The sequence below is a fragment of the Frigoribacterium sp. CFBP 8759 genome, assembly GCF_014841655.1.
GTDB lineage: Bacteria > Actinomycetota > Actinomycetes > Actinomycetales > Microbacteriaceae > Frigoribacterium.
Map to the genome: position 1 here is coordinate 529,957 of NZ_JACYUH010000002.1, position 23,865 is coordinate 553,821.

The window sequence follows — 23,865 nt, forward strand, 5'->3', positions numbered from 1 at the left end:
GCGGCGGGGCGCTCGTAGACTCGCGGCATGCCCTCCATCGTCCACACCTTCGACTGGCCGGATCGGGTCGTCGTCGGGACCATCGGCCGTCCCGGCTCCCGCGCGTTCTACCTCCAGGCCCGTGACGGGTCGCGGGTCACGAGCGTCGGCCTCGAGAAGATGCAGTCGGCCGCACTCGCCGAGAAGATCGACGAGATCCTCGACCAGGTGATGGCCGCCGACGGCAACCCGGTCAGCGTGCCCACCGGCATCCCGGTCGAGCTCGTCGACAACGAGCCCCTCGACCAGCCCGTCGAGCCCGAGTTCCGGGCCGGGGCGCTCAGCCTCGGCTGGGACCCGTCCACCGCCCAGGTCGTCATCGAGGCGTTCCCGCTGGTCGAGGTGGCGGACGACGCCGACGTCGACGAGGCCGAGCTCGAGCCGGACGAGGTCCTGGTCGTCCGCATCCCCGTCGGCACGGCGAGGGCGTTCGCGGCTCGGACCCTCGAGATCGTCGGGGCCGGTCGACCGCTCTGCCCCTTCTGCGGGCAGCCGATCGACCCCGAGGGCCACGTCTGCGTCCTGTCCGGCGACCTCTGATGTCCTCGGCGTCGGCCGAGGACGCTCCCCCCGAGGCGTCCGCCACCGTTCCGCCGGACGACGTCGACCTCGAGCTCACCGGTCGCATCCGCACGGCGTCGAACGCGTCGTTCCTGGCCCGCCTCGGCGACGTGTCGGTCATCTACAAGCCCGTCGCCGGCGAACGGCCGCTCTGGGACTTCCCCGACGGTCGCCTCGCCGATCGTGAGGTCGCGGCCTACCTCGTCTCCGAGGCCCTGGGTTGGGACGTCGTCCCGCGCACCTGGCTGCGCGACGGCCCGCTCGGCGAGGGCATGGTCCAGCTCTGGCAGGACGTCGACCCGGAGCAGGACGCCGTCGACCTCGTCCCGGTCGACGACCTGCCCGACGACGGGTGGCGCCTCGTGCTGGAGGGCGAGGGCGACGACGGGCCGGTCGCCCTGATCCACGAGGACACCGATGCCCTCCGCCGCATGGCCGTCTTCGACGTCGTGGTCAACAACGCCGACCGCAAGGGTGCCCACGTGCTCGCCCTGTCCGACGGACGACGGCACGGCGTCGACCACGGCCTCACCTTCCACGCCGAGCACAAACTGCGCACCGTGCTCTGGGGCTGGATCGGCGATCCGCTCACCACCGACGAACTCGCCGGGGTCGAGCGCGTCCGGGCCGGTCTGTCCGGTGGCCTGGGGACGGCCCTCGCGCCGCTCGTGACGTCGGACGAACTCGAGGCGCTCGACGACCGCTGCGCCCGCCTGCTCGCGTCCTCCGTCTTCCCCGAGCCGCACGGCCCTATGCCGGCGGTTCCGTGGCCCGTGTTCTGACGTACGACCCGACGACGGCCGCTCCGAGGTCGTCCAGGTCGGGGGCGGTCACCGTGCCGTCAACCCGCCGCGCCATCCCGTCGACGAAGCGGGCGAGCCCCGGGTCGTCGCCGAGCCGGAAGAACGTCGTGTGCGCGCCGAGGCGGCGGGCCACGTCCAGTTGCTCCACGGCCCGCAGGATCGTCACGGGGTGCGGCGGGTAGTCGAAAAAGACCTCACCGCCAGGCTCGAGGTGGGAGGTCGGCTCGCCGTCGGTGACGATCAACAGGACGGGTTGCGCGGTCGGGTGCTTGCGGAAGTGCCGATTCGCCAGCAGAAGGGCGTGGTGGAGGTTCGTACCCTTGTCCCACTTCGCGTCGAGGGCGACGAGCTGCTCGATCGGCATGACCTCGGCGTGCCGGCCGAACCCGATGAGCTGCAGGTCGTCGCCGCGGAAGCGCGACGTGATCAGGGTGTGCAGGGCGAGGGCCGTGCGCTTCATCGGCACCCAGCGGTCCTCCATCGCCATCGAGAACGACGTGTCGACGAGCAGGGCGACGCAGGCCTGCGTCCGGGCGTCGGTCTCGTGCACCTCGACGTCGCCGATCTCGATCCGCACCCCGCCGCCGGTCCGGCCGCCCCCGGCGGCGGTCCGCGTGACCGCGTTCGTGATCGTCCGGGTGACGTCCCACGGCTCGGTGTCGCCGAAGGCCCATTCACGACTCGCGCCGGAGCGGTCGCCGAGGCCTCCCGCGGACCGCAACTCGCGCCTCCCCGCTCGTCCCGACATCTTCGCCGCGACGTCGCGCAGCAGGTCCTTGCCGAGCTGCCTCATGGCCCGGGGCGTCAGGGCCAGCGTGCCGTCGGCCCGGCGGCGGAGGGCACCCGAGTCGCGGAGGGCCTTCTCGAGCCGCCGCAGGGCCGCGGCGTCGACGGCGGCCTGCTCGCCCAGTTGGCGGCGCAGGGCGTCGAGGTCGACGTCGTCGAGCGACGAGCCGCTCGACTGCTGGGCCAGCTGCTCGGCGAGCGCGTCGAGGTCGGCGAGGTCCTGGAAGACCCCCGTGCCGTCGCCGAGCCCGAGGCCCTGTTCGCCGTCCATGCCCTCGGAGCCGCTCCAGTCCTGCCCTGGTCGGAGCGCACGCAGGGTGCCGTCGAGCCGTTCGAGGGACTGCATCAGGTCGGGGGAGCCGAAGGCCTGCTGGGCCAGGGCGTCCAGCTCGGCCCGTTGCTCGGCCGTCATCGAGTTGCGGAGGCGCTGGGCGGCGGCCGCACGAGCGGCCAGGGCGTCGATCAACGCGTCGACGTCGCCCGGCTGCTCGGGGAACGACGCCCCGTGCTTCGCCATGAAGTCGTCGAATTGCTCAGGGGTGTCGTCACCACGGGCGTGGGCGTCGAGCAGGTCGTCGAGGTCGCGCAGCATCTCGGCCACGGCCTCGCGGTCGGCGTCCGAGGCGTTCTCGAGGGCGGTCTTCATCCCCGCGAAGCGCTGGTCGAGCATCTCGCGACCGAGCAGGTCCTTGATCTCGTCGTAGGCGTCCCGGGCCTCCCGGCTTTGCCACCGGTACTCCGACAGCTCGGCGACGGCGCCGGCGGGGGACGGCGGAAGGCTGTCGAGCTGGAGCTCGGCGAGCGCGCGGTCGCCGTCGTCGAGGTCGACGTCCCGGGCGAGCTGGGCGCGCTCGGCCCGTAGGGCCCTGTCGAGGAGCTCACGGACCTCGTGGAGCGTGCCGTCGAGGTGGTGGTCGCGGGTCAGGGCCCGCCGACGTTCCGCGACCCGGCGGGCGAGGTCGTCGAGACCGGTCTGGTCGCGACCACCGCGCCGGAGGAACTCACGGAGTGCCGCCTCGGCGCTCGTGCCCGCCATGACGTCCCGTCCGACGGCGTCGAGTGCTTCGGAGAGATCGGCAGGAGGCGCGAGCGGGTCGGGCCCGTCGGCGTACCTCTGGTAGCGCGCGGCCCGGTGCAGGCGACGGTTCGCCCTAGCCACGTCGCACCTCAGAACCCGTAGGCCGCTTCACCGTCGCCGCTCTCCTTGCTCACGCGTCGGGCCAGGAAGAGGCCCTCGAGCGCCAACTCGACGGCGCCGGCCCGACCGCCGTCGGTCGTCGCGCCGAGCCGTTCGGCGACGCGGTCGTAGAGGTCGTCCTCGCCGAGCGAGGGCAGACCGGCCAGGAACTCCCGGGCGGTGACCTGCTCACCGGTGGTCACCATGACGCCCGACTCGAGGGCGTCGACGAGCCCGTCGAAGTCGAGCCCGCGGAAGTGGGCACGGACGGTCTCGGCGGTGGACGTCCGCAGCAGGTGCTCGAGGACCTCCTCGGCACGGTCCTCTTCTCCGGACTCGAACTCGATCTTGCCGCCGAGCACGTCGACGGCCGTCTCGAGGTCGATCGGTCGTGCCACGGCCTCGTCCTCGCCCTGTCGGGTCGCGCGGTGCAGGGCGGCGGCCGCGATGGTCTCGGCTCCGGCGATCGCGAAGCGGGCGCTGACGCCGCTGCGCTGGTCCACCGAGGGGGACTCGCGGAGCGCGCGCGTGAAGCGCGCCAGGATCTCGACGAGGTGGTCCGGCACCTCGGCGACGAGGTCGGCCTCCTGACGGACGACCGCGACCTCGTCGGCGAGCTCGGCCGGGTAGTGCGTCCGGATCTCGGCACCGAAGCGGTCCTTGAGGGGCGTGATGATCCTCCCGCGGTTGGTGTAGTCCTCGGGGTTGGCGCTGGCCACGACGAGCACGTCGAGCGGGAGGCGGAGGACGTAACCGCGGATCTGGATGTCGCGCTCCTCCATCACGTTGAGCATCGCCACCTGGATGCGCTCGGCGAGGTCGGGCAACTCGTTGACCGCGACGATGCCGCGGTGGCCCCGGGGGATGAGCCCGAAGTGGATCGTCTCGGGATCGCCGAGGCTGCGTCCCTCGGCCACCCGCATCGGATCGACGTCGCCGATCAGGTCGGCGACGCTCGTGTCGGGCGTCGCCAGCTTCTCGACGTAGCGCTCGTCGCGTCCCCGCCAGGCGACGGGCAGGTCGTCGCCGAGCTCGGCGGCGCGACGGCGACTCTCGCTCGTGATCGGCTCGAACGGGTGCTCGCCCAGCTCGGACCCCTCGATCACGGGGGACCACTCGTCGAGCAGACCGGCGAGCGTCCTGAGCAGGCGGGTCTTGCCCTGACCGCGCTCTCCCAGCAGGACGATGTCGTGGCCCGCGATCAAGGCCCGTTCCAGCTGCGGGATGACCGTGGACCGGAAGCCGTGGAGTCCCGGCCAGGGATCACGTCCCTCGCGCAGGGCGTCGAGCAGGTTGTCTCGGATCTCGGTGCGGAGGGGCTTGGGGACGTGCCCCGAGCGCCTGAGTTCGCCGACGGTTCTCGCGGAGGGAGGCATCACCCCGGTGACGCTACGCTCCCGACCCGGACCTGGCGAGGGGCGCCTCCTGCGAGCTTGCCGAGACGTCACGATTCGACGACATCCGTCGCGCGACGGTGGTCGCCTCTCGTCGGAGCCGGTTGACTGGCCGACATGGCTGCCGACGACGACGCCCTCCGGACACCCGACCTCACGACCCCCGTCTCGACGAAGAGATGGCGCGTCATCGGCCCCGGGCTGGTGGTCGCGGCCACCGGCATCGGGGCGGGAGACCTCGTCGCCACCCTCGTCGCGGGCTCCCGCTTCGGCTACGCCCTCGCCTGGACCGTGGTCGTGGGCGTCGTCGTAAAGATCGCCCTCGTCGAGGGCGCCGGGCGCTGGTCGCTGGCCACGGGGCGGTCGATCTTCGAGGGGTGGCGATCGCTCGGGCGCTGGACGAGCGTGTACTTCGGCGTCTACGTCGTCGTCTGGGGCTTCGTCTACGGGGCCGCCGCGATGAGCTCGACCGCGCTGCCGTTGCAGGCGCTCTTCCCGGGGGTCGACCTCAAGGTGTTCGCGATCGGCGCCGGCGTGCTCGGCGGCGTCATGGTGTGGTTCGGCAAGTACTCGTTCTTCGAGAAGGTCATCGCCTTCTTCGTCGGCCTCATGTTCGTCACGGTGGTCGGCTCGGCGATCGTCACCCTGCCGAACCTCGGCGAACTCGCGGCCGGTCTCGTGCCGACCATCCCCGAGAACGGGCTGGTCGTCGCGCTCAGCGTCACCGGCGGGGTCGGCGGCACCATCACGCTCGCCGCCTACGGCTACTGGTTGCGCGAGAAGGGCTGGCACAGTCCGGGCTGGATGAAGGTCATGCGACTCGACAACGGCGTCGCCTACGTCGTGAGCGGCGTCTTCGTCCTCGCGATGCTCGTGGTCGGGGCCGAGCTCCTGTACTCCGGCGGCATCGCGGTGGCCGACGGAGAAGGGGGGCTGGTCCAGCTCGCGGCCGTCCTCGGCGAGCGCTACGGCACCTTCATGACCTGGTTCTTCCTGATCGGGTTCTTCGCGACCTCGTTCTCGTCGATCCTCGGCGTGTGGAACGGTGTGTCGCTCATGTTCGCCGACTTCGTGGGCACCCTTCGCGGTCTCGACGCGGACGACCCCCGACGCCGCATCGGCGGCCTCTACTACCGGGTGTTCGTCGTCTGGCTCACGGTTCCTCCGATGGCGATCCTCTTCCTGGACCGGCCGATCGGCTTGATCGTGCTCTACGGCGTGCTCGGGGCGCTCTTCATGCCGTTCCTGGCGATCACCCTGCTCTGGCTGCTGAACTCGTCACGCACGCCGGCCGAGTGGCGCAGCCGGTGGGTGAGCAACTCGCTCATGGGGATCTGCGCCGTGCTCTTCGTCGTGCTGGGTGCGCAGCAGCTCGTGACCGAGGTCGGCAAGCTGTTCGCCTGACCCGCGCGTCGGCAATTCCTGGTCCCTGCTGCGGCACGTGCCGCCCGCGGGGCGGTCAAGCCGGTCTCGCGCCGGGAGGCAGGAATTGCCGACGTCACGGGTCAGGCGCACGCGGGCCGGCGGCGGACGGTGGCGCGGGGCGGACGGTGGCGCGGGGCGGTCAGTTGCCTGCGGCGCGGGCGGCGGCCTCGACGCGGTCGTGGTGTCGTCGCCATCCGTCGGCATCGCGGTCCGGCACGTTCGGGTCGGCGGGGCCGTTGCCGAGGCCGCCGTCGATCAACTCGCGGACGACGTCGGCGTGGCCGGCGTGCCGGGCGGTCTCGACGGTCAGGTGCACGAGGATCTGGTGCAGCGTGACGGCACGGCGGTCGGGTCCCCACCAGGGGACGTCGCCGGGCGCGTCGAGCGGCAACGCCCGGACGGTCTCGTCGGCGTGGGCGTTCGACCGCTGCAGGAGGTCGACGACGAAGCCGCGGCTCTCGTCCGGAGTCGCCCACAGGTCGGCCTCGGGTTCGTTCTCGTCGGTCAACCAGGGCGTCTCGATGCCGCTCGGTCGCCCGAAGACGTCGCCGAGGTAGCCGAGCTGCACGGTGGCGACGTGCTTGACCAGCCCGAGCAGGTTGGTGCCGCTCGGCACCAGCGGGCGACGGACGTCGTACTCCGACAGTCCGTCGAGCTTGCGCACCAGGTCGTCGCGCGAACGGGTCAGGTACCGGCTGAGGTGTTCCTTCTGGTCCATGCCGACACTCTGCCCCTCAGGGCGTCGACCGTCCACCGGCCGACCGCCCCTGGCCGGGCAGCCCGGAGATGGCGGACCTACTGCACCGCCGCCGTGAGGCGCGCGACGTTGTCGAGCACCTGCAGGGGAGCGGGCCTCGTCAGCCAACTCGCCAGGGTGATCTCGTGCGATTTCGCGCGGTAGTCCGCCTCGACCTCGCGGACCTGGTCGACGAAGCCCGCTCCGCGCACCATGAGCGACACCTCGAAGTTGAGGCTGAACGACCGCATGTCCATGTTGCTCGAGCCGATCACCGCCACGTCGTCGTCCACCGTGAAGTGCTTCGAGTGCAGGACGATCGGCTTCTCGTAGAGGAAGATCCGCACCCCGGCCCGCAGCAGCGTCTCGTAGTACGAGCGTTGCGCGTGGTAGACGAGGAACTGGTCGGCGACCTCGCAGGCGAAGAGTTGCACGTCCACCCCGCGCTCCGCCGCGGTGGTGATGGCGTAGAGCATCGACTCGTCGGGCACGAAGTAGGGGCTCGCGATGATGAGGCGTTCCTGCGCGCCGTAGACCAGGGCGTTGAACAACCGCAGGTTGTTCTCCCCGTCGAACCCGGGTCCGCTCGGCACGACCTGGCACTCGTAGGCGTCGTCGCCCCCGCGTCGTTCGACGGGCGGCTCGGCCCCGGCGTCCGTGGGCAACTCGTCCGTCTCGCTGTACCAGTCGGTGATGAAGAGCGCGTTGAGGCCGATCGCGGCGGGACCGTCGAGCCGCACCATGAGGTCCTTCCACTGCAGGCCGCGTCGGATGTTGCCGCGCTTGTTGTAGCTGGGGTCGGTCATGTTCTGCGAGCCGGTGAACGCCACGTCGCCGTCGACGACGACGATCTTGCGGTGGTTGCGCAGGTCGGGTCGGCGCCACATGCCCTTCGTGGGGTGGAACGGCAGCATCTCCTCGAAACGGATGCCGGAATCGCGGAGCCAGGTGCGCGTCACCCGGCCCTGGGGGTTGCGGATCGTGGCCCAGTGGTCGTAGAGCACCCGCACCTTCACGCCACGGTCGTGGGCACGCTTGAGCGCGTCGAAGAAGAGGAAGGTCGACTCGTCGCGCGTGAAGATGTAGAACTCGACGTGCACGTATCGTTCGGCCGCGTCGACGGCCTCGGTCATGGCCGCGATCGATCCGGCGTAGTCCGGCAGCAGCCGCGTCGTGTTGCCGGGGATGAGGGGCATGGCACCGAGCGTGCGGTTCAGCTGGACCACCGTCCCGAACCACGGCGGCTGGGTGTCGGTCGGCACGCGGTTGTCGAGACCCTGCGTGTTCTCGAGGATGAGCGAGTTGATCTCGCGCTGTTTGTCCCGCCGGTCCTTCGGCAGCTTGGTGCTGCCCAGGAGACCGTAGAGGACGCTGCCCGGGATGGGGGCGACGAAGATCGCCAGCAGCCACGCCATGGCCGAACTCGGTCGCCGGTTGCGCGGCACGACCGCCACCGACACGATCCTGATGAGGATGTCGACCACCAGGATCACGGTGGGGAACGCCTTGAGGAGCTTGCGCCAGGTCATCCGCCGATCATCGCAGGTCGACGGCGGACGGGGCCGCCCCCGTTCGTGTCGCCGGTTCGACCCCGCCGCGCAGGTCAGCGCCCGCTGCCCGCCCCGCAGGTCAGCGACCGCTGCCCGCCAGGCTGGCCGACTCGCCCTCGGGTGCGGTCGCGAGGTAGCAGGTGACCTCGCGGTCGCCGGTGGCCCAGGTGTCCTCGGTCGGCGTGAACCAGCCGTAGTCGAGGGCCGAGTCCTCCCAGGCGGACCCGACGTAGTCGTCGAAGACCTCGAAGCACGCGTCGTCGCCGAGCTGCCCGACCTCGTCGTCGCCGGGGAACGCCTCGTCGTCCAGGACCGGTTCGGCGAACACCTCGAAGTGGTGCACCTCGCCGCAGGCGGTCACGTCGACGAACGTCTGGTACTCGTCGTCGATCCCCTCCGTCATGTCGAAGCAGTCCCCGGTGGTGAGCTCGCTCACGAGCTCGGAACCGGTCTCGATCACGCCTCCCTCGCCCCCGTTCGCCTGGTAGAGGGCGAAGCAGATCCCGCCGAAGGCGAGGACGCCCACCGCACCCAGCACGCCGAGGAGCACGCCCCGCCGTCGCCTCGGTGCCGGGGCACCCGCGACGGCACCGGACGCGAACGCCTGCGGTGCGGGCCAGGCCGTGCCCAGACGGGACGCGGGCGGGACCAGGGCGGCCCACCGTCGCAGCATGGCCGAGGCCGCGTCGAGCACCACGGACGTCTCCTCGCCCACCCCGACGCCGAGGGGGTCCCGGCGCCGCTGCTCGAGGGGCGTGGGCCCCGAGGCGTCGATGCGCAGGGGCACCGCGAACCAGTGCGATCCGTCGTGCCCCAGGTCGACGAACTCGGTGGCGCCGAGCCGGACGCGCAGCATCTCGGGGTGGCCGGCTCCCGGGACCCCGACGGCGCCGGCGGGGTAGTCGCTCGGCAGGACGCGCATCTCGAGCGGTCCGAACCGCTGCACGAGTCCTTCGGCCACGACGGACACGGGGGTCGCGTCCGAGGCCCCCTCGGTCGTCGTCCGGTCGTCTGGTCGGTCCACGAGTTCCCCCTGCTGCTGCGCGAGCCGCGCCCCGTGGCGGCCGTCGAGGGATGTTACCGGAACGCGGCCCGGCCACAGCAGCCCCCGTCGGCGGGCCAGGGGACGGGCGTGCCACGGGGCGTGAGCCGGGGGCGCGGCCGCACCGCGCCTCCTATGCTCGGGGGATGTCGTCCGGTCAGCCGAGTCCGTCCCGCGTCGACGTCGACCTGGTCGTGGTCGGCGGCGGCGCCATGGGCCTCGCGACGGCCTGGCAGGCCGCGTCGCGCGGACACGAGGTCGTGCTCGTCGAGCGCTTCGAGCAGGGGCACCACCGGGGTGCCTCCCACGGCGCGACCCGGAACCTCAACGTCGCCTACGACGACGCCGACTACGTCGCCCTCGTGCAGGAGGCGCGGCGGCGGTGGGACGCGCTGGCCGACGAGACCGGCACCCCGCTGCTCGACCTCGTCGGGGTGGTCAACCACGGTCGCCCGGCGATGCTCCGTCGGATGCGGGCCCTGCACGTCGACTCGGGCGTCCCCAGCGAACTGGTCGACGCCGCCGAGGCGGGGGAGCGGTGGAGGGGCATCCGCTTCGAGACCGAGGTGCTGCACGTGCCGGGCAGCGGACGCATCCGGGCCGCCGAGGCCCTGACGGTCCTCGCCCGGGCGGCCGAGGCCCACGGGGCGCGACTGCGCTGGTCGACGCCGGTCACGGGCCTGCACGTCGAGGGGCCGGAGCGCGTCCGGGTCGTCACGGCGGACGACGAGATCGTCGCCCGGCGGGTCGTGGTGACGGCGGGCGCCTGGACCGAGGACGTCGTCGGGGGCCTCGTCCGCCTCCCTCGCCTCACCGTGACCCAGGAGCAACCGGCGCACTTCGCCGTGACCGACGCCGAGGCCGTGTGGCCGAGCGTCAACCACCGTCCCGACCCCGACCGACCCGGCGAGTCGTGGTGGCCGGGCGTCGTCTACGGCATGCTCACGCCGGGCGAGGGCGTCAAGGCGGGCTGGCACGGAGCCGGACCCGTCGTGCACCCCGACCGCCGGTCGTTCGAACCCGACCCCGGGCAGCTCGAGCAGCTGCGGCGGTACGCCCGCGAGTGGTTGCCCGGCGTCGACGCCGAGACCGCCGACCCGATCAGCTGCACGTACACGACCACCGACGACGAGGACTTCGTGCTCGACCGGGTCGGCCCCGTCGTGGTGGGGGCGGGGTTCTCCGGGCACGGCTTCAAGTTCACGCCTCTCGTGGGGTCGATCCTCGTCGACCTCGTCGAGGGCGGCGACGCCCCCGCGCGGTTCCGGCGGCTGGGCCGGCCGTGAGCCCCCGGAGCGCGACGACCAGGGGCACCGTGGCGGGCCTGCCCTTCGTGCGCCGGGGGAGCGGCGTCCCGACGATCCTGCTGCCCGGGGTCGGCCCGGGTCGCCACCACCCCTCGACCTGGGACCGGACCCTGCTGCGGCTCGAGACGGCGCCGCTCGTCCGGCGGCTCGACCTGTGGACGCTCGGTCGTCGCCGCGGGTTGCCCGAGGGCACGACGGTGGAGGACCTCGCCGACGACGTGGCCCGGGCCGCGGCCGAGATCGCGGACGGCCCGATCGACGTGGTCGGCACCTCGACGGGCGGCAGCATCGCGCTCCGACTGGCCGTCGACCACCCCGAGCTCGTCCGTCGACTGGTCCTCGTGTCCTCCGCCCACCGGCTGGGGGAGGCCGGGCGCGAGGCCCAGCGGCGCACGGCCGAGCGCCTCCGGGCCGGTGACGCGAGAGGTGCCTCGGCCGCGATGCTCGGTCAGACGACCACCGGCGTCCCGTCCTCGAACGCCCTGCGGCGCCTCGGACGGGTGGCACACCACTTCGTCGTCGGCGACCGACACGACGACCTGGTCGTGACGCTGGACGCCGAGGACTCGTTCGACGTGGGCGACCGCCTGGGCGAGGTCACGGCCCCGACGCTCGTCGTGGCCGGTGGCGCCGACGGTTTCTACCCCCTCGACCTGGTGGCGCGGACCGTCGCCGGCCTGCCGGACGCGACGCTCGCCGTGCACCCCCGGTCGGGCCACCTCGGCCTGGGCTCGCGAGGAGTGTCCCGCGAGGTGCTCGCCCACCTGACCCGCGCCTCCTGACGCTCGGGGCCTCGAGGACGCCCCGGGGTCGGCCGGGGCACCCCGGACGACGAATGTGCCGGTCGGACCGGCGAGTCCGCCCGTCGCGGGGCCGTTCGTCACCTACCATCCGAGCATGGCCGACAACGTGCAGACCGCGAGCGTCGGGGGCATCGCACCCCTCGACGACGACGTCACGTTCCACCGGCGCCGTGTGACGTTCGTCGCACCCCTCGACGACACCGTCCCCGAGCCCTTCGCTCGCCCGGACCAGCAGGAGCACCACCCCGTGAACCAGACCCTCGCCCCCGAGACCTCCGAGGCCGCCGAGGCCCCCGTCGACCGGCTCGACGACACGACCGAGGACCGTCAGGCCGAGACGCGTCAGGCCGAGACGCGCCACGCCGAGGTCCGCCCCGTCGACGCCGCCACTCCCGTGGTGCCCCGTCCCGTCTCGATCCCCTCGCACCGCGCCGACGTCGTCCTCGACGACGTCGTGCCCACGGACGCCTTCGAGGCCCGCCCGGCCAGCGTGGCCCGTCACTCGGTCGACACCTCGGCGATCACCCTGCCGGTGCTCGCCGTGTCGGTGCCCGACGACCTGCCCCAGCCCCCGGAGCGCATGACGCTCGACGACGAGGTGCTCGCGCGCCTGGTCGAGAAGCGCCTCGAGGACACCGCGACCATCGACCTGATGGCCGTCGTCCAGGCCCAGCTGGCCCTGCGCGAGGTCGAGGCCGCGCGCTTCGCCTCCTGGGAGGACGAGATCACCCGCGTCGGCACGGACGAGGCGGCTCGCGCCCTCGAGGCCACGCGCCTCCGGTTCACCGGGGTCCTGCCCGTCGTGACGCCCGGGGCGATCCGTCAGGCCAGGCCTGTCGTCGAGGCGGGCCACGCGCCGGACGCCGACCGCGACGCGCGCCCGGCCGACGCCACCCCGACCTCGGCTCCCGTCGTCGTCCCGTCGACCGGCCCCCGTCCCCTCGCGCTCGACTCCGCCGACTCCGCCGACGCCCCGGACGCCCGGGCGGCAGCCGACCAGGAGGCGCTGGTCGCGCCGACCCGGTCGGCCTCCGACGGGAAGACGGTCGTCTCCGCCCCCGTCCCGCCCCTGCTGCGTCGTCCCCTCGCGCTCGTGGTCGCCGCCACGGCCGCGCTGATCGTCGTCGCGGCCGTCGTGCTGGCCTTCGTCCCCGCCCTGGCCGTGGCCTCGGCCGTCCTCGCCACCGTCGCCGTCCCCGTCGCGACCGGCCTCGTCGGCCTGACCGCGCTCGCCTCGGTCTCGACCCGCCCCGACGACGCCACCCGCGTCGCCCCCCGCGGTCCGGTGGGCGTCGTCGCCGGCGTCGTGGTCGGCACCGTCGTCGGCTTCGGTCTGCTCCTGAGCGACCTCGGTTCGTTCGCCTGGCAGGGTTTCGTCGTCCGGGCCGTGGGCCTCACCGGCCTGTCGACGTCCGTCTCGGTGGTCGTCGCCCTGCTCGGCGCCTCGGTCGTCGCGTTCATCGTCGCGGTCATGATCACGGGGTTCCGCTCGACGGCTCGCGACTAGGCTGTCGAGGTGTCCACCCTCGCCTCGGTCCACTCCGTCATCGAACGTCTCTGGCCTCTCGCGGGCGCGTCGTCGTGGGATTCTCCCGGTCTCGTCGTCGGTGACCCCGACCGGCCCGTGACCCACGTGCACCTGGCCGTCGACGCCGTGCTCGACACCGTCGACGAAGCCGTCGGCATGGGGGCCGACCTGTTGCTGGTCCACCATCCGCTGCTGTTCCACGGCGTCTCGACGGTGTCGGAGGACACCACCAAGGGTGCGGTCGTCGCACGGCTCGTCCGTGCCGGGTGCGGCCTCGTCGCCGCCCACACCAACGCCGACGTCGTCGAGACCGGCACGTCCCGCGTGCTCGCGCACCAGCTCGGCCTCGTCGACCAGCGCCCGATCACCCCGGGTGCCACCGACGACACGGGACTCGGCATCGTCGGGCGCCTGCCGCACGCCATGACGCTCGTGGCCCTCGCCCGCCAGCTCGGCGACGTGCTGCCCCCGACCGCGTCCGGCATCCGTGTGGCAGGTGACGCCGACCGCGTCGTCGAGACCGTCGCCCTCTGCGCCGGTGCCGGCGACTCGCTGCTGGCCGACCCGGCGGTGCTCGCCGCCGACGTGTACGTCACCAGCGACCTGCGCCACCACCCCGCCTCCGACGCGCGCGATCTCATGAGGCTCGGCCGCGGCCCCGCCCTGGTCGACGTGTCGCACTGGGCGGCCGAGTGGCTCTGGCTCGACACGGCGGCCGCGCAGCTCCGCCGCGAGCTGCACGACGTCGAGGTCACCCTTAGCGACCTGCGCACCGACCCGTGGGACTTCGCCGTCGTGCAGTGAGCACGCCGAGCCGCCCGTCGCGACGTCGCCGGGTCGCGAGCCGCGAGACCTCGCGGCACGCGCCTCCTCGTCGCCCCGTCCCTGCCTCCCCCCGACCCCGAGAAGAGTCCCCATGCCCCTGATGAAAGCCAGCTACGAGCACCAGGCCCTGCTGCTCGACCTGCAGCAACTCGACACCGCACTCCGCCAGATCGCGCACAAGGGGGCGAACCTCCCCGAGATCGCCGTCCTCGCGTCGCTCGAGGGCGACGGCTCTCGCCTCCGCAGCCGCCTCGCGACCGAGCAGGGCGCCTGGGAGGACGCGCAGAGCGAGCTCAAGCGCATCGAGTCCGACGTCGCCGTCGTCGAGGCGCGCGTCGTCCGTGACGAACAGCGCATCGCGTCGTCGTCGTCCTCGAAGGACGTGGCCGCCCTCGAGGGTGAGCTCGCCGCCCTCGCCAAGCGTCGCTCCGACCTGGAGGACCTCCAGCTCGAGGTGATGGAACGCGTCGAGAGCCTGGGTGCCGTCGCGGCGGTGACGCGGGGCGAGCTCGACCAGCTCGACACCCGCCGCGTCGACGCCGAGACCGGGCGCGACGCGAAGCTCGCCGAGCTCGAGGCCGACCGGGCCGAGGTCGTCGCCAACCGCGAGACCATCGCCGCCACGGTGCCCGCCGATCTGCTGGCCCTCTACGAGCGTCAGCGGGACCGCTACGGCGTGGGTGCCTCGTTGTTGCGTGGTGGCGTGTCGAGCGCGAGTGGCGTGGCCCTGACGGGCAGCGACCTCGCGGCCGTGCGTGCCGCCGCCGAGGACGACGTCGTGCTCTGCCCCGACAGCAACGCGGTCCTCGTCCGCACCTACGAATCAGGCCTCTGACCAGGGGCGGGGCCCCCGCACGAGCCGTGGCACACGGAGGGGCGTCGCACCGCTAGGCTCGGGGTCGCGAATGGGTCGACAAGACGGTCGCGTCGGGGGGCGAGAGCCCGTCGCCGAGGAACGTCCGGGCTCCACAGAGCAGGGCGGTGGGTAACACCCACCCGGGGCAACCCGCGAGAAAGTGCAACAGAGAGCAGACCGCCACGCGTCGCACCTCCGGGTGCGACACGGGGTAAGGGTGAAACGGCGGTGTAAGAGACCACCAGCGGCTCGGGTGACCGGCCGGCTATGTAAACCTCGCCCGGAGCAAGGTCAAAGAGGGGACGACGAGGCTGCTCGCCGAGTCCCCGGGTAGACCGCTAGAGAGCTGCGGCAACGTAGTTCCGAGAGAGATGGCCGTCCATGGTGCCTCGGCACCGGGACAGAACCCGGCGTAGCAGTCGGCCCATTCGCCTCACGCGAGACGACCCCGGCCCAGGAGGCGCGCCTCCTCGGCCGGGGTCGTCTCGCGTCGGTCGCGTCTCGCCTCAGAACGCCGGGTTCGAGTCGGCGGCCAGGGCGGCGGCACCCATGATGCCGGCGTTGTTGCGGAGTTTCGCCGGGACGATCTCGGCCCGCAGGTCGAGCAGCGGCAAGAACTCGTCGTGGTGCTTCGAGACGCCGCCGCCGACGATGATCAGGCGCGGGTAGAGCAGGGCCTCGAGGTGCGAGTAGTACTTCTGCAGGCGCTTCGCCCAGTGCTTCCAGCTGAGGTCGTCGCGCTCCTTCGCCGCGAACGAGGCCTTGGTCTCGTAGTCCTTGCCACCGATCTCGAGGTGCCCGAGCTCGGCGTTGACGATGAGCACGCCGTCGTTGATCAGGGCGGTGCCGATGCCCGTGCCGAGCGTCGTCATGACGACGAGGCCCTTCACGTCCTTCGCGGCCCCGAAACGGGTCTCGGCGTAGCCTGCGGCGTCGGCGTCGTTGACGAAGTGGATGTCGCGGCCGAGTGTGGTCTCGAAGAGCTTCTCGGCCTCGAAGCCGATCCACTTCTTCGACACGTTGGCGGCCGAGAGGGTCTTGCCGTCCATGATGGCGGCCGGGAAACAGACGCCGACCGGCACCGAGGCGTCGTCGAGGCCGAGTTCGTCGACGATCTGCCGGACGACCGCGACGATGGCGTCGGGTTCGCCGCCCTCGGGAGTGCTCTTCTTGATGCGGTCCGAGAGGAGCTCGCCGCTGTCGAGGTCGACGATCGCCCCCTTGATGCCTGTGCCGCCGATGTCGATTCCCACTGCGGTGCGTGCCATGGGTGGTCCTTTCTCAGGAGAGCGTGAGGATGTCGGCACCGCGTTCGGTGACGACCAGGGTGTGCTCGAACTGGGCCGTGAGGCTCTTGTCGCGGGTGGTGACGGTCCAGTCGTCGTCCCAGACGTCGGCCTCGATGCCACCGAGGGTCAACATGGGCTCGATGGTGAACACCATCCCGACCTCGATGACGTCGTCGTACTGCGGCGCGTCGTAGTGGGGGATGATCAGGCCGGAGTGGAAGGCGCGTCCGACGCCGTGGCCGGTGTAGTCGCGCACGACGCCCAGGCCGAAGCGCTTGGCGTACGACTCGATCGCCCGACCGATCACGTTCACCTGACGCCCCGGAGCGACGGCCTTGATGCCGCGCCTCAGCGCCTCACGGGTGCGGTCGACCAGGTCGACGGTCTCGGGGGCGGCCTCGCCGACGACGAAGGTGCGGTTCAGGTCGCCGTGGACGCCGTTCTTGAACGCCGTGATGTCGACGTTGATCAGGTCGCCGTCGACCAGGACGGTGTCGTCGGGGATGCCGTGGCAGATGACCTCGTTCACCGAGGTGCAGACCGACTTGGGGTACCCGCGGTACCCCAGGGTCGACGGGTAGGCGTCGTGGGCGACGACGAACTCGTGGGCGATGCGGTCGAGTTCTTCGGTCGTCACGCCGGGGCGGAGGGCGGCCTCGACGGCGTCGATGGCCTGCGAGGCGATGCGGCCGCTCTCGCGGATCAGCTCGACGGTCTCGGCGTCGTAGACGTCGCCGTCGGTGTACTCGGCCGGAGCGGCCTTGCCGACGTACTCGGGTCGGGCGATCGACGGGGGGACCGGACGCTGCGCTGAGATCCGGCCCGGGGTCAAGAATCCGTGGGAGTCCCGGGGCATACGATCAAGCTTAGGGGGAGCGCGACGGGCTCGCGTTCTCGACAGCCGCACCGAGAGGACGAAACCATGGCCGAGTTCTGGTTCAACACGAAGACGCACGAGGTCGAGGAGGGCAAGGTCTCTCCGGCCGTCGACCGCGCCGGGCCCTACGCCACCCGCGACGAGGCGGCCCGGGCGATCGAGACGATCAAGGCCCGCAACGCCGCCCTCGACGCCGAAGAGGCCGCGAACGACTGACCGGTCCGGTCGTCCGGTCGGCGCCTCGCCGTCGGGACGACCGGTCGCCGACGGGCCGATCGGGCGTCAGACCGTCGTCGGCCGGTAGGTGATCGGCAGACGGCGGTCCCGGCCGAAGGCCATGCCCGAGATCTTCGGGCCGATCGCCCCCTGGCGGCGCTTCCACTCGGAGCGGTCGACCAGCTTCGTGATCTCGGCCACCGTGTCCGCGTCGTAGCCGAGCGCCACGACGTCGGCCGCCCCGAGGGCGTTCGTGATGTACCCCTCGAGGATGCCGTCGAGCACCTCGTAGGGCGGCAACGAGTCCTCGTCCTTCTGGTCCGGCCGCAGCTCGGCCGACGGCGGCTTCGTGATCGAGTTCTCGGGGATGGGCGCGGTCTCGCCGATCGACTCGGCGTGGGCGTTGCGCCACCGGGCGAGCTCCCAGACCATCGTCTTGGGGACGTCCTTGATCGGGGCGAACCCACCGACCGAATCGCCGTAGATCGTCGAGTAGCCGACGGCGAGCTCGGTCTTGTTGCCCGTGGTCAGCACGAGGTGGCCGTGCAGGTTCGACAACCCCATCAGCACGAGCGCCCGGGCGCGGGCCTGGACGTTCTCGGCGGCGAGGCCGGTGAGGTGCAACTGGTCCTCGAACGGTGCGACGAGGCCGGCGATCGGTTCGGTCGAGTACCGCACGCCGATCCGCTCGGCGACGTCGTCGGCGTCGCTGCGGCTGTGCTCGCTCGACCACTGGCTGGGCATCGAGACGCCGTACACGGCGTCGGCCCCGATGGCGTCGGCGGCGATCGCCGCGCACACGGCCGAGTCGATGCCGCCCGAGAGCCCGAGGATCACGCTGCGGAACCCGTTCTTGCGCACGTAGTCGCGGGTGCCGAGCACCAGGGCGTTCCAGAGCTGCTGGCGGTCGTCGGGCAGGTCGGCGACGTCGCGCTCGACCGGGGACGAGGAGGCGCGCCCCGCGTCCGGCCCGGAGCCACCGGAACCGACGACGCTCGCGTCGGACGCCGGGTCGAGCTCGACGCGGCGGATGCCCTCGGGCAGCTCGGTGTCCGTGGCCGGCTCGGGGTCGAGGTCGACGACGAGCAGGTGCTCGTCGAACTGCGGGGCCCGGGCCAGGATCGTGCCGCTGCCGTCGACGACCACGCTGTCGCCGTCGAAGACGAGGTCGTCCTGACCGCCGACGATGTTGACGTAGGCCACCAGGGTGTCGTTCTCGACGGCCCGGCGGGTGACGAGGGGGAGGCGCACCTCGTCCTTGTCGCGGACGAACGGGCTCGCGTTGATCACGACGAGCAGGCCCGCGTCGGCGTGCAGCACGCGCTCGACGGGGCCGCCGTCGCGCCAGAGGTCCTCGCAGATCACGAGGGCGACGTCGACGCCCGCCACGCGGACGACGAGCAACTCGTCGCCGGGGATGAACACGCGGTACTCGTCGAAGACCGAGTAGTTGGGCAGGTGGTACTTGGCGGTGGTCGTCACGACGCGACCGCCCTGCAGGACGCTGGCGCAGTTCTTCGCGATGGCGGTCGGGGCGTTGCTCGTGCCCAGGAGGCGCGGCTCGAACGGTCCGTCGGCGTGGCCGACCACCACGGGGAGGTCGCCCAGGCCCTCGGCCTCGAGGGTCTCGGCCAGCACCTCGACGGCGTGCCGACTGGCCTGGAGGAAGCTCGGCCGGCTGGCCAGGTCCTCGATCGGGTACCCCGTGACGCTCATCTCGCCCGCGGCGAGGAGGTCGGCGCCGGCGGCGTGGGCCCGGCGGGCCGCCTCGACGATCTGGGCGGAGTTGCCGGCGAGGTCGCCGACGACGGGGTTGGTCTGCGCGAGCGCCAAGCGGAGTCGGGGCATGTCCACTACCGTAGTGGCGGAGCAGAAAGGCCGTGGCATGGACAAACAGAGGGACTTCGTCCTCCGCACGATCGAAGAGCGCGGCATCAAGTTCATCCGCCTCTGGTTCACCGACGTGATCGGCACCCTCAAGTCCGTCGCCATCGCCCCGGCCGAGGTCGAGGGGGCGTTCGCCGAGGGCATCGGCTTCGACGGTTCGGCCATCGAGGGCCTGACGCGCTCGTACGAGGCCGACGTCCTCGCGCAGCCCGATCCGACGACCTTCCAGATCCTGCCCTGGCGGGGCGAGATCGATCCGACCGCCCGCATGTTCTGCGACATCACGACGCCCGACGGCCAGCCCGCCGTGGCGGATCCGCGCAACGTCCTGAAGCGCACCCTGGCCCGGGCGGGCGAGCGCGGCTTCACCTTCTACACGCACCCCGAGGTCGAGTTCTACCTCCTCAAGAGCGCCCAGCTCGGCGCCGACGGCCCCCAGCCGGTCGACTCGGCCGGCTACTTCGACAACGTCCCCGGCGGGACCGCCCACGACTTCCGTCGCCGCTCCGTCCGCATGCTCGAAGACCTCGGCATCTCGGTCGAGTTCAGCCACCACGAGGCGGGGCCCGGTCAGAACGAGATCGACCTGCGCTACGCCGACGCGCTGACGACGGCCGACAACATCATGACCTTCCGGACGGTCATCAAAGAGGTCGCCATCGAGCAGGGCGTCTTCGCCTCGTTCATGCCGAAGCCGTTCAGCCAGCACCCCGGTTCGGGCATGCACACGCACATGTCGCTCTTCGAGGGCGACTCCAACGCCTTCTACGAGGCGGGCGCCGAGTACCAGCTGTCGACCATCGGTCGTCAGTTCATCGCGGGCCTGCTCAAGCACGCCCCCGAGATCACGGCCGTGACGAACCAGTTCGTCAACAGCTACAAGCGCCTCTGGGGCGGCGACGAGGCGCCGAGCTTCGTGACCTGGGGCCACAACAACCGCTCGGCGCTCGTGCGCGTCCCGCTCTACAAGCCGAACAAGGGCAACTCGAGCCGGGTCGAGTACCGTGCCATCGACTCCGCGGCGAACCCGTACCTGGCCTTCTCGCTGATGCTGGCGGCGGGGCTCAAGGGCATCGAAGAGGGCTACGAGCTGCCCGCCGAGGCCGAGGACAACGTCTGGGGCCTGAGCGACGCCGAGCGTCGTGCCCTGGGTTACCGTCAGCTGCCCGCCAGCCTCGACCACGCCCTGTCGATCATGGAGAACAGCGAACTCGTCGCCGAGACGTTGGGCGAGCAGGTCTTCAACTACGTGCTCCTCAACAAGCGACAAGAGTGGAAAGAGTACCGGGCACAGGTCACGCCGTTCGAGCTGCGCTCGAACCTCGAGATCCTCTAGTCGACCGGCCACCCCGCCCTCATGCCCCGATCCGCGACCGGTCTCTCCGAGCTGGCGCGGCTCGGGTTCTCCGACCTCGGTGCCGGGCGTGACCGGCTCGACCGCCTCGTCGCCGAGGTGCCCCAGGTGCGCGACCTGGTCCCGTGGTTCGCCACGGTGGCCGACCCGGACGCGGCCCTGGCGCACCTCGAGCGATCGGTCGAGCGGGATCGTGCCGGCGTGGTCGAGTTGCTCGACGGCGAGGCCGGCCCGCGCCTCCTGAGGGTCCTCGGTGCCTCCGAGGGCCTTGCCGAGTTCGTCGCGCGTCGCCCGGCCGAGGCGGGCGTCCTGCTCGAACCGCTGGACGAACCACCGCCGGCCGCGACGTACCGTGACGACGTCCGTCGGGCGGCGACCGGGCTGACCGGCGACGAGGCGCGCGTCGCGCTCCGGGTCCGGTACCGGCGTCACCTGCTCCAGCTGGCGTCCTTCGACCTCGATGCCGACGACCCCGTCGAGGTCCTGCCCCGCGTGGCCGCCGCCCTCGCCGACCTCGCGGGCGCCGCCCTCGACGCCGCCGTCGACGTGGCCCGACGCGAGGTCCCGTTCCCCGCCGCCGACGTCGAGCGCACCCGGCTCGCCGTCATCGGCATGGGCAAGGCCGGGGCCCGCGAGCTGAACTACCTCAGCGACGTCGACGTGGTCTACGTCGCCGAGGGCGTCGACGGGCTCGAGAACGGTCGGGCCGTCGAGATCGGCAGCCGTCTGGCGATGCACGCGGCTCGGGCGATCTCGGACCTCGCCGTCGAACCCGACCTCTGGGAGGTCGACGCGAACCTGCGGCCGGAGGGCAAGGACGGCGCCCTCGTCCGCACGCTCGAGTCGCACGTCGCGTACTACGAGCGCTGGGCCAAGGGGTGGGAGTTCCAGGCCCTGTTGAAGGCGCGGCCCCTCGCGGGCGACGTCGACCTCGGCGAGCGCTACGTCGCGGCCGTCGCGCCGTTCGTCTGGTCGGCCGCCTCACGCGAGAACTTCGTCGAGTCGGTCCAGGCCATGCGCGAACGGGTCACGGCCCTGATCCCGGCGGGCGAGGTCGACCAGCAGCTCAAACTCGGTCCCGGCGGACTGCGCGACATCGAGTTCACCATCCAGCTGCTGCAGCTCGTCCACGGGCAGGCCGACGAACGCGTGCACCAGCGCTCGACGCTCGACGCGTTGGACGCCCTGGCCGCGCGGGGCTACGTCGGACGAGCCGAGGCCGCGGAGTTCGACCGCGACTACCGCGTGCTGCGCCTGCTGGAGCACCGCCTCCAGCTGACGCGACTGCGGCGCACGCACCTCATGCCGACGGACGAGAACGCCCTCCGGGTCCTCGCCCGCGGCACCGGTCTCGCGCCGGGTGCCGCCCAACTCGTCGACCTGTGGCAAGGGGTGAAGCGTCGGGTCCGTACGTTGCACGTGCGGCTGTTCTACCGCCCGCTCCTGTCGGCCGTCGCGGCGCGACCCGAAGAAGACCTGGCGCTCAGCTCCGACCAGGCGTCGGCGCGGCTCGCGGCCATCGGATTCGCCGACCCGAAGGGCGCGCTCGGTCACATCGCCGCCCTGACGGCCGGCGTCTCCCGCCGGGCGAGCATCCAGCGCCACCTGCTGCCGGCCATGCTGCAGTGGTTCGCCGACGGCACCGACCCCGACCTCGGTCTGCTCGCGTTCCGGCGATTGAGCGACGGCCTCGGCGAGTCGTACTGGTTCCTCCGCATGCTGCGGGACTCGTCGGGGGCCGCCCACCGACTGACGACCGTCCTGTCGTCGTCGACCTTCGCCGCCGACCTGCTGGAGCGCATCCCCGAGGCCGCGGCGTGGCTCGAGAACGACGCGGAGCTCAAGGCCCGCTCCCTCTCGAGCCTCCTCGACGAGACGGCCGCCACCCTGGCGCGGCACCGTTCGCCCGACGCGGCGGCGACGGTCCTGCGGCAGGCGCGGCGCCGCGAGATCCTGCGGCTCGCCGTGGGCGGCATCCTGGGCATCCTCGACATCGGCACCCTGGCCCGGGGCCTGACCGCAGTGACGACGGCCTCGGTGACCGGGGCGTTGGCCCTCGCCCGCCGGGACGCCGGCGACCTCGAGTTCGCCGTGATCGCCATGGGCCGGTACGGGGGAGAAGAACTCGGGTTCGGTTCCGACGCCGACGTGCTCTACGTCTACCGCGCTCCCGAGGGCGACGAGACGGCCCATCGGCGTGCCCTCACGGTGGCCGCCGAGATGAGCCGACTCACGTCCGACGCCCTCGTGCCGTTCGACCTCGACACCGGCCTGCGCCCCGAGGGGAAGAACGGGCCGGTGGTCCGATCGCTGTCCTCGTACCGGGCCTACTACGCTCGCTGGTCGCTCACCTGGGAGGCCCAGTCGTTGTTGCGCGCCCGGCCCGTGGCCGGTGACGAGACGCTCCTCGACGACTTCATGGCCGTCGCCGACGCGGTGCGGTACCCCGCCGAGCTGACCGAGCAGCAGATCCGCGAGGTCAAGCGCATCAAGGCCAGGGTCGAGTCCGAGCGTCTGCCCAAGGGCGCCGAGCCCTCGCGTCACCTCAAGCTCGGTCGGGGCTCGCTGAGCGACGTCGAGTGGTTCGTCCAACTGCTCCAGCTGCAGCACGGGGTGGACGTGCCCGGCCTCCGGACCCCGTCGACGCTCGACGCCCTCGCCGCGGCGGTGGACGCCGGCCTGGTGGCCGACGAGGACGCCCGGCGGCTGTACGACGCCTGGATCATGGCCTCCCGGGCGCGCTCGGCGGTCACCCTCTGGACCTCCCGGACACAGGACGTCCTGCCACGGGACCGTCGGCAGCTGGAAGGCGTGGCGCGCCTGATGGAGTACCCGCCGGGCTCCGCCACGACCCTCGAAGAGGACTACCTCGCGGCCACCCGTCGGTCACGCGCCGTCTTCGAGCGCGAGTTCTACGGCATCGACGAGGCACCCGAGCCGCTCGGCTGACCCGTCCGGGACGTGCGACACGCCCGGGCTGCGCCGGAGGCGGTCGATCCGCTCGGGTCGACGTCGGGCCATTTCGCTGTACCCCGTTTGGCGGTGTTGTACCCCTGTGCACGTGTCCATCGGATTTCGGGCAGATGACCCACGGGTGGGGGGTGGTCGTCGACGGCGGCGTCGAGGCCCATCGCTGCCCATTGGGCAACGCCCGTGCCGGGCGCTGATTCCGGGCTCGTGACCAGGCTTTTCGTTCGGCGTCGGATCACGGCTGCCCGTCCCACCTGCGGACCGATCGAACGGTTCCGTTCGGACGTCGAGCCCTCACCGACGTGTCAGCACTTCTGTCGACAGCACCTTGCCCGACCCGACGTACCCCGACCGGCGCGCCCGGCCACCCGCGGTCGGGGGGTGGTTGTGAGCCGCCCGTGAGTGACTGAGAATTCCCTCAACCCGATAGACCAATTCCC

At 72.1% G+C, this 23,865-nt stretch carries 19 protein-coding genes and 1 other RNA gene; 12 read left to right on the top strand and 8 right to left on the bottom strand.

The window, feature by feature from the left end; genetic code table 11:
* Window positions 1–27 precede the first annotated feature (27 nt).
* Together IFT79_RS07790 and IFT79_RS07795 are read left to right on the top strand one after the other, a co-directional pair.
* Window positions 28–579: a DUF3090 domain-containing protein gene (locus IFT79_RS07790; protein ID WP_056045550.1), complete on the top strand. Its 552-nt coding sequence runs from the start codon at window positions 28–30 to the stop codon at window positions 577–579.
* Window positions 579–1,382: an SCO1664 family protein gene (locus tag IFT79_RS07795; RefSeq protein WP_192123561.1), complete on the top strand. Its 804-nt coding sequence runs from the start codon at window positions 579–581 to the stop codon at window positions 1,380–1,382. Before IFT79_RS07790 ends, IFT79_RS07795 begins: the two co-directional genes overlap by 1 nt.
* Here IFT79_RS07795 and IFT79_RS07800 read toward each other — a convergent pair.
* Both IFT79_RS07800 and IFT79_RS07805 read right to left on the bottom strand, forming a co-directional pair.
* Window positions 1,351–3,348, bottom strand: coding sequence for a vWA domain-containing protein (locus IFT79_RS07800; protein WP_192123562.1), 1,998 nt, complete (start codon window positions 3,346–3,348; stop codon window positions 1,351–1,353). The genes IFT79_RS07795 and IFT79_RS07800 overlap by 32 nt on opposite strands.
* An 8-nt stretch (window positions 3,349–3,356) precedes the next feature.
* On the bottom strand, window positions 3,357–4,742 hold the full coding sequence (locus IFT79_RS07805; protein ID WP_056045542.1) for a hypothetical protein: 1,386 nt from the start codon (window positions 4,740–4,742) through the stop codon (window positions 3,357–3,359).
* 135 nt (window positions 4,743–4,877) lie between these two features.
* On the opposite strand from IFT79_RS07805, the gene IFT79_RS07810 reads away from it, so the two are divergent.
* Complete coding sequence (locus IFT79_RS07810; protein WP_192123563.1) at window positions 4,878–6,164, top strand: Nramp family divalent metal transporter; 1,287 nt, start codon at window positions 4,878–4,880, stop codon at window positions 6,162–6,164.
* Window positions 6,165–6,324: 160 nt separating this feature from the next.
* Here the strand turns inward: IFT79_RS07810 and IFT79_RS07815 are convergent, their stop codons facing one another.
* The 3 genes from IFT79_RS07815 to IFT79_RS16895 all read right to left on the bottom strand — a co-directional run bounded on the left by IFT79_RS07815 (window position 6,325) and on the right by IFT79_RS16895 (window position 9,495).
* Window positions 6,325–6,903: a DinB family protein gene (locus tag IFT79_RS07815; RefSeq protein ID WP_192123564.1), complete on the bottom strand. Its 579-nt coding sequence runs from the start codon at window positions 6,901–6,903 to the stop codon at window positions 6,325–6,327.
* A gap of 77 nt (window positions 6,904–6,980) precedes the next feature.
* Complete coding sequence (cls, locus tag IFT79_RS07820; RefSeq protein WP_056045533.1) at window positions 6,981–8,450, bottom strand: cardiolipin synthase; 1,470 nt, start codon at window positions 8,448–8,450, stop codon at window positions 6,981–6,983.
* Between the two features lie 100 nt (window positions 8,451–8,550).
* Window positions 8,551–9,495 carry a septum formation family protein gene (locus IFT79_RS16895; protein ID WP_192123565.1) on the bottom strand — a complete coding sequence of 315 codons (945 nt, stop codon included), beginning with the start codon at window positions 9,493–9,495 and terminating at the stop codon, window positions 8,551–8,553.
* 164 nt (window positions 9,496–9,659) lie between these two features.
* On the opposite strand from IFT79_RS16895, the gene IFT79_RS07830 reads away from it, so the two are divergent.
* From IFT79_RS07830 to rnpB, 6 genes are all read left to right on the top strand, one after another.
* On the top strand, window positions 9,660–10,799 hold the full coding sequence (locus tag IFT79_RS07830) for an FAD-dependent oxidoreductase (RefSeq protein ID WP_192123566.1): 1,140 nt from the start codon (window positions 9,660–9,662) through the stop codon (window positions 10,797–10,799).
* Window positions 10,800–10,828: 29 nt separating this feature from the next.
* Window positions 10,829–11,602 (top strand): alpha/beta fold hydrolase, encoded by a 774-nt coding sequence (locus IFT79_RS07835; RefSeq protein ID WP_159826485.1) that lies wholly within the window; start codon window positions 10,829–10,831, stop codon window positions 11,600–11,602.
* Window positions 11,603–11,717: 115 nt separating this feature from the next.
* Entirely contained in the window at window positions 11,718–13,130 is a 1,413-nt protein-coding gene (locus IFT79_RS07840; protein ID WP_192123568.1) for a hypothetical protein, read from the top strand.
* Window positions 13,131–13,139: 9 nt separating this feature from the next.
* Window positions 13,140–13,955 carry a Nif3-like dinuclear metal center hexameric protein gene (locus tag IFT79_RS07845; RefSeq protein WP_192123570.1) on the top strand — a complete coding sequence of 272 codons (816 nt, stop codon included), beginning with the start codon at window positions 13,140–13,142 and terminating at the stop codon, window positions 13,953–13,955.
* Window positions 13,956–14,067: 112 nt separating this feature from the next.
* Window positions 14,068–14,811, top strand: coding sequence for a zinc ribbon domain-containing protein (locus IFT79_RS07850; RefSeq protein ID WP_233568328.1), 744 nt, complete (start codon window positions 14,068–14,070; stop codon window positions 14,809–14,811).
* A gap of 71 nt (window positions 14,812–14,882) precedes the next feature.
* An RNA gene (gene rnpB / locus IFT79_RS07855) (RNase P RNA component class A) lies at window positions 14,883–15,263 on the top strand.
* A gap of 75 nt (window positions 15,264–15,338) precedes the next feature.
* On the opposite strand, the gene ppgK is transcribed toward rnpB, so the two are convergent.
* Both ppgK and map read right to left on the bottom strand, forming a co-directional pair.
* Window positions 15,339–16,100, bottom strand: coding sequence for a polyphosphate--glucose phosphotransferase (gene ppgK / locus IFT79_RS07860; protein WP_056045514.1), 762 nt, complete (start codon window positions 16,098–16,100; stop codon window positions 15,339–15,341).
* A gap of 13 nt (window positions 16,101–16,113) precedes the next feature.
* Window positions 16,114–16,977 (bottom strand): type I methionyl aminopeptidase, encoded by an 864-nt coding sequence (gene map / locus IFT79_RS07865; RefSeq protein ID WP_056045510.1) that lies wholly within the window; start codon window positions 16,975–16,977, stop codon window positions 16,114–16,116.
* Window positions 16,978–17,043: 66 nt separating this feature from the next.
* Between map and IFT79_RS07870 the strand changes: the two genes are divergently transcribed.
* Window positions 17,044–17,214 (top strand): SPOR domain-containing protein, encoded by a 171-nt coding sequence (locus tag IFT79_RS07870; RefSeq protein ID WP_123570143.1) that lies wholly within the window; start codon window positions 17,044–17,046, stop codon window positions 17,212–17,214.
* A gap of 66 nt (window positions 17,215–17,280) precedes the next feature.
* Here the strand turns inward: IFT79_RS07870 and IFT79_RS07875 are convergent, their stop codons facing one another.
* Entirely contained in the window at window positions 17,281–19,062 is a 1,782-nt protein-coding gene (locus tag IFT79_RS07875; RefSeq protein ID WP_192123572.1) for an NAD+ synthase, read from the bottom strand.
* 37 nt (window positions 19,063–19,099) lie between these two features.
* On the opposite strand from IFT79_RS07875, the gene IFT79_RS07880 reads away from it, so the two are divergent.
* Entirely contained in the window at window positions 19,100–20,437 is a 1,338-nt protein-coding gene (locus IFT79_RS07880) for a glutamine synthetase family protein (protein ID WP_043592660.1), read from the top strand.
* A 21-nt stretch (window positions 20,438–20,458) separates the two neighbouring features.
* Window positions 20,459–23,404 (top strand): bifunctional [glutamine synthetase] adenylyltransferase/[glutamine synthetase]-adenylyl-L-tyrosine phosphorylase, encoded by a 2,946-nt coding sequence (locus tag IFT79_RS07885; protein ID WP_192123574.1) that lies wholly within the window; start codon window positions 20,459–20,461, stop codon window positions 23,402–23,404.
* Window positions 23,405–23,865 lie beyond the last annotated feature (461 nt).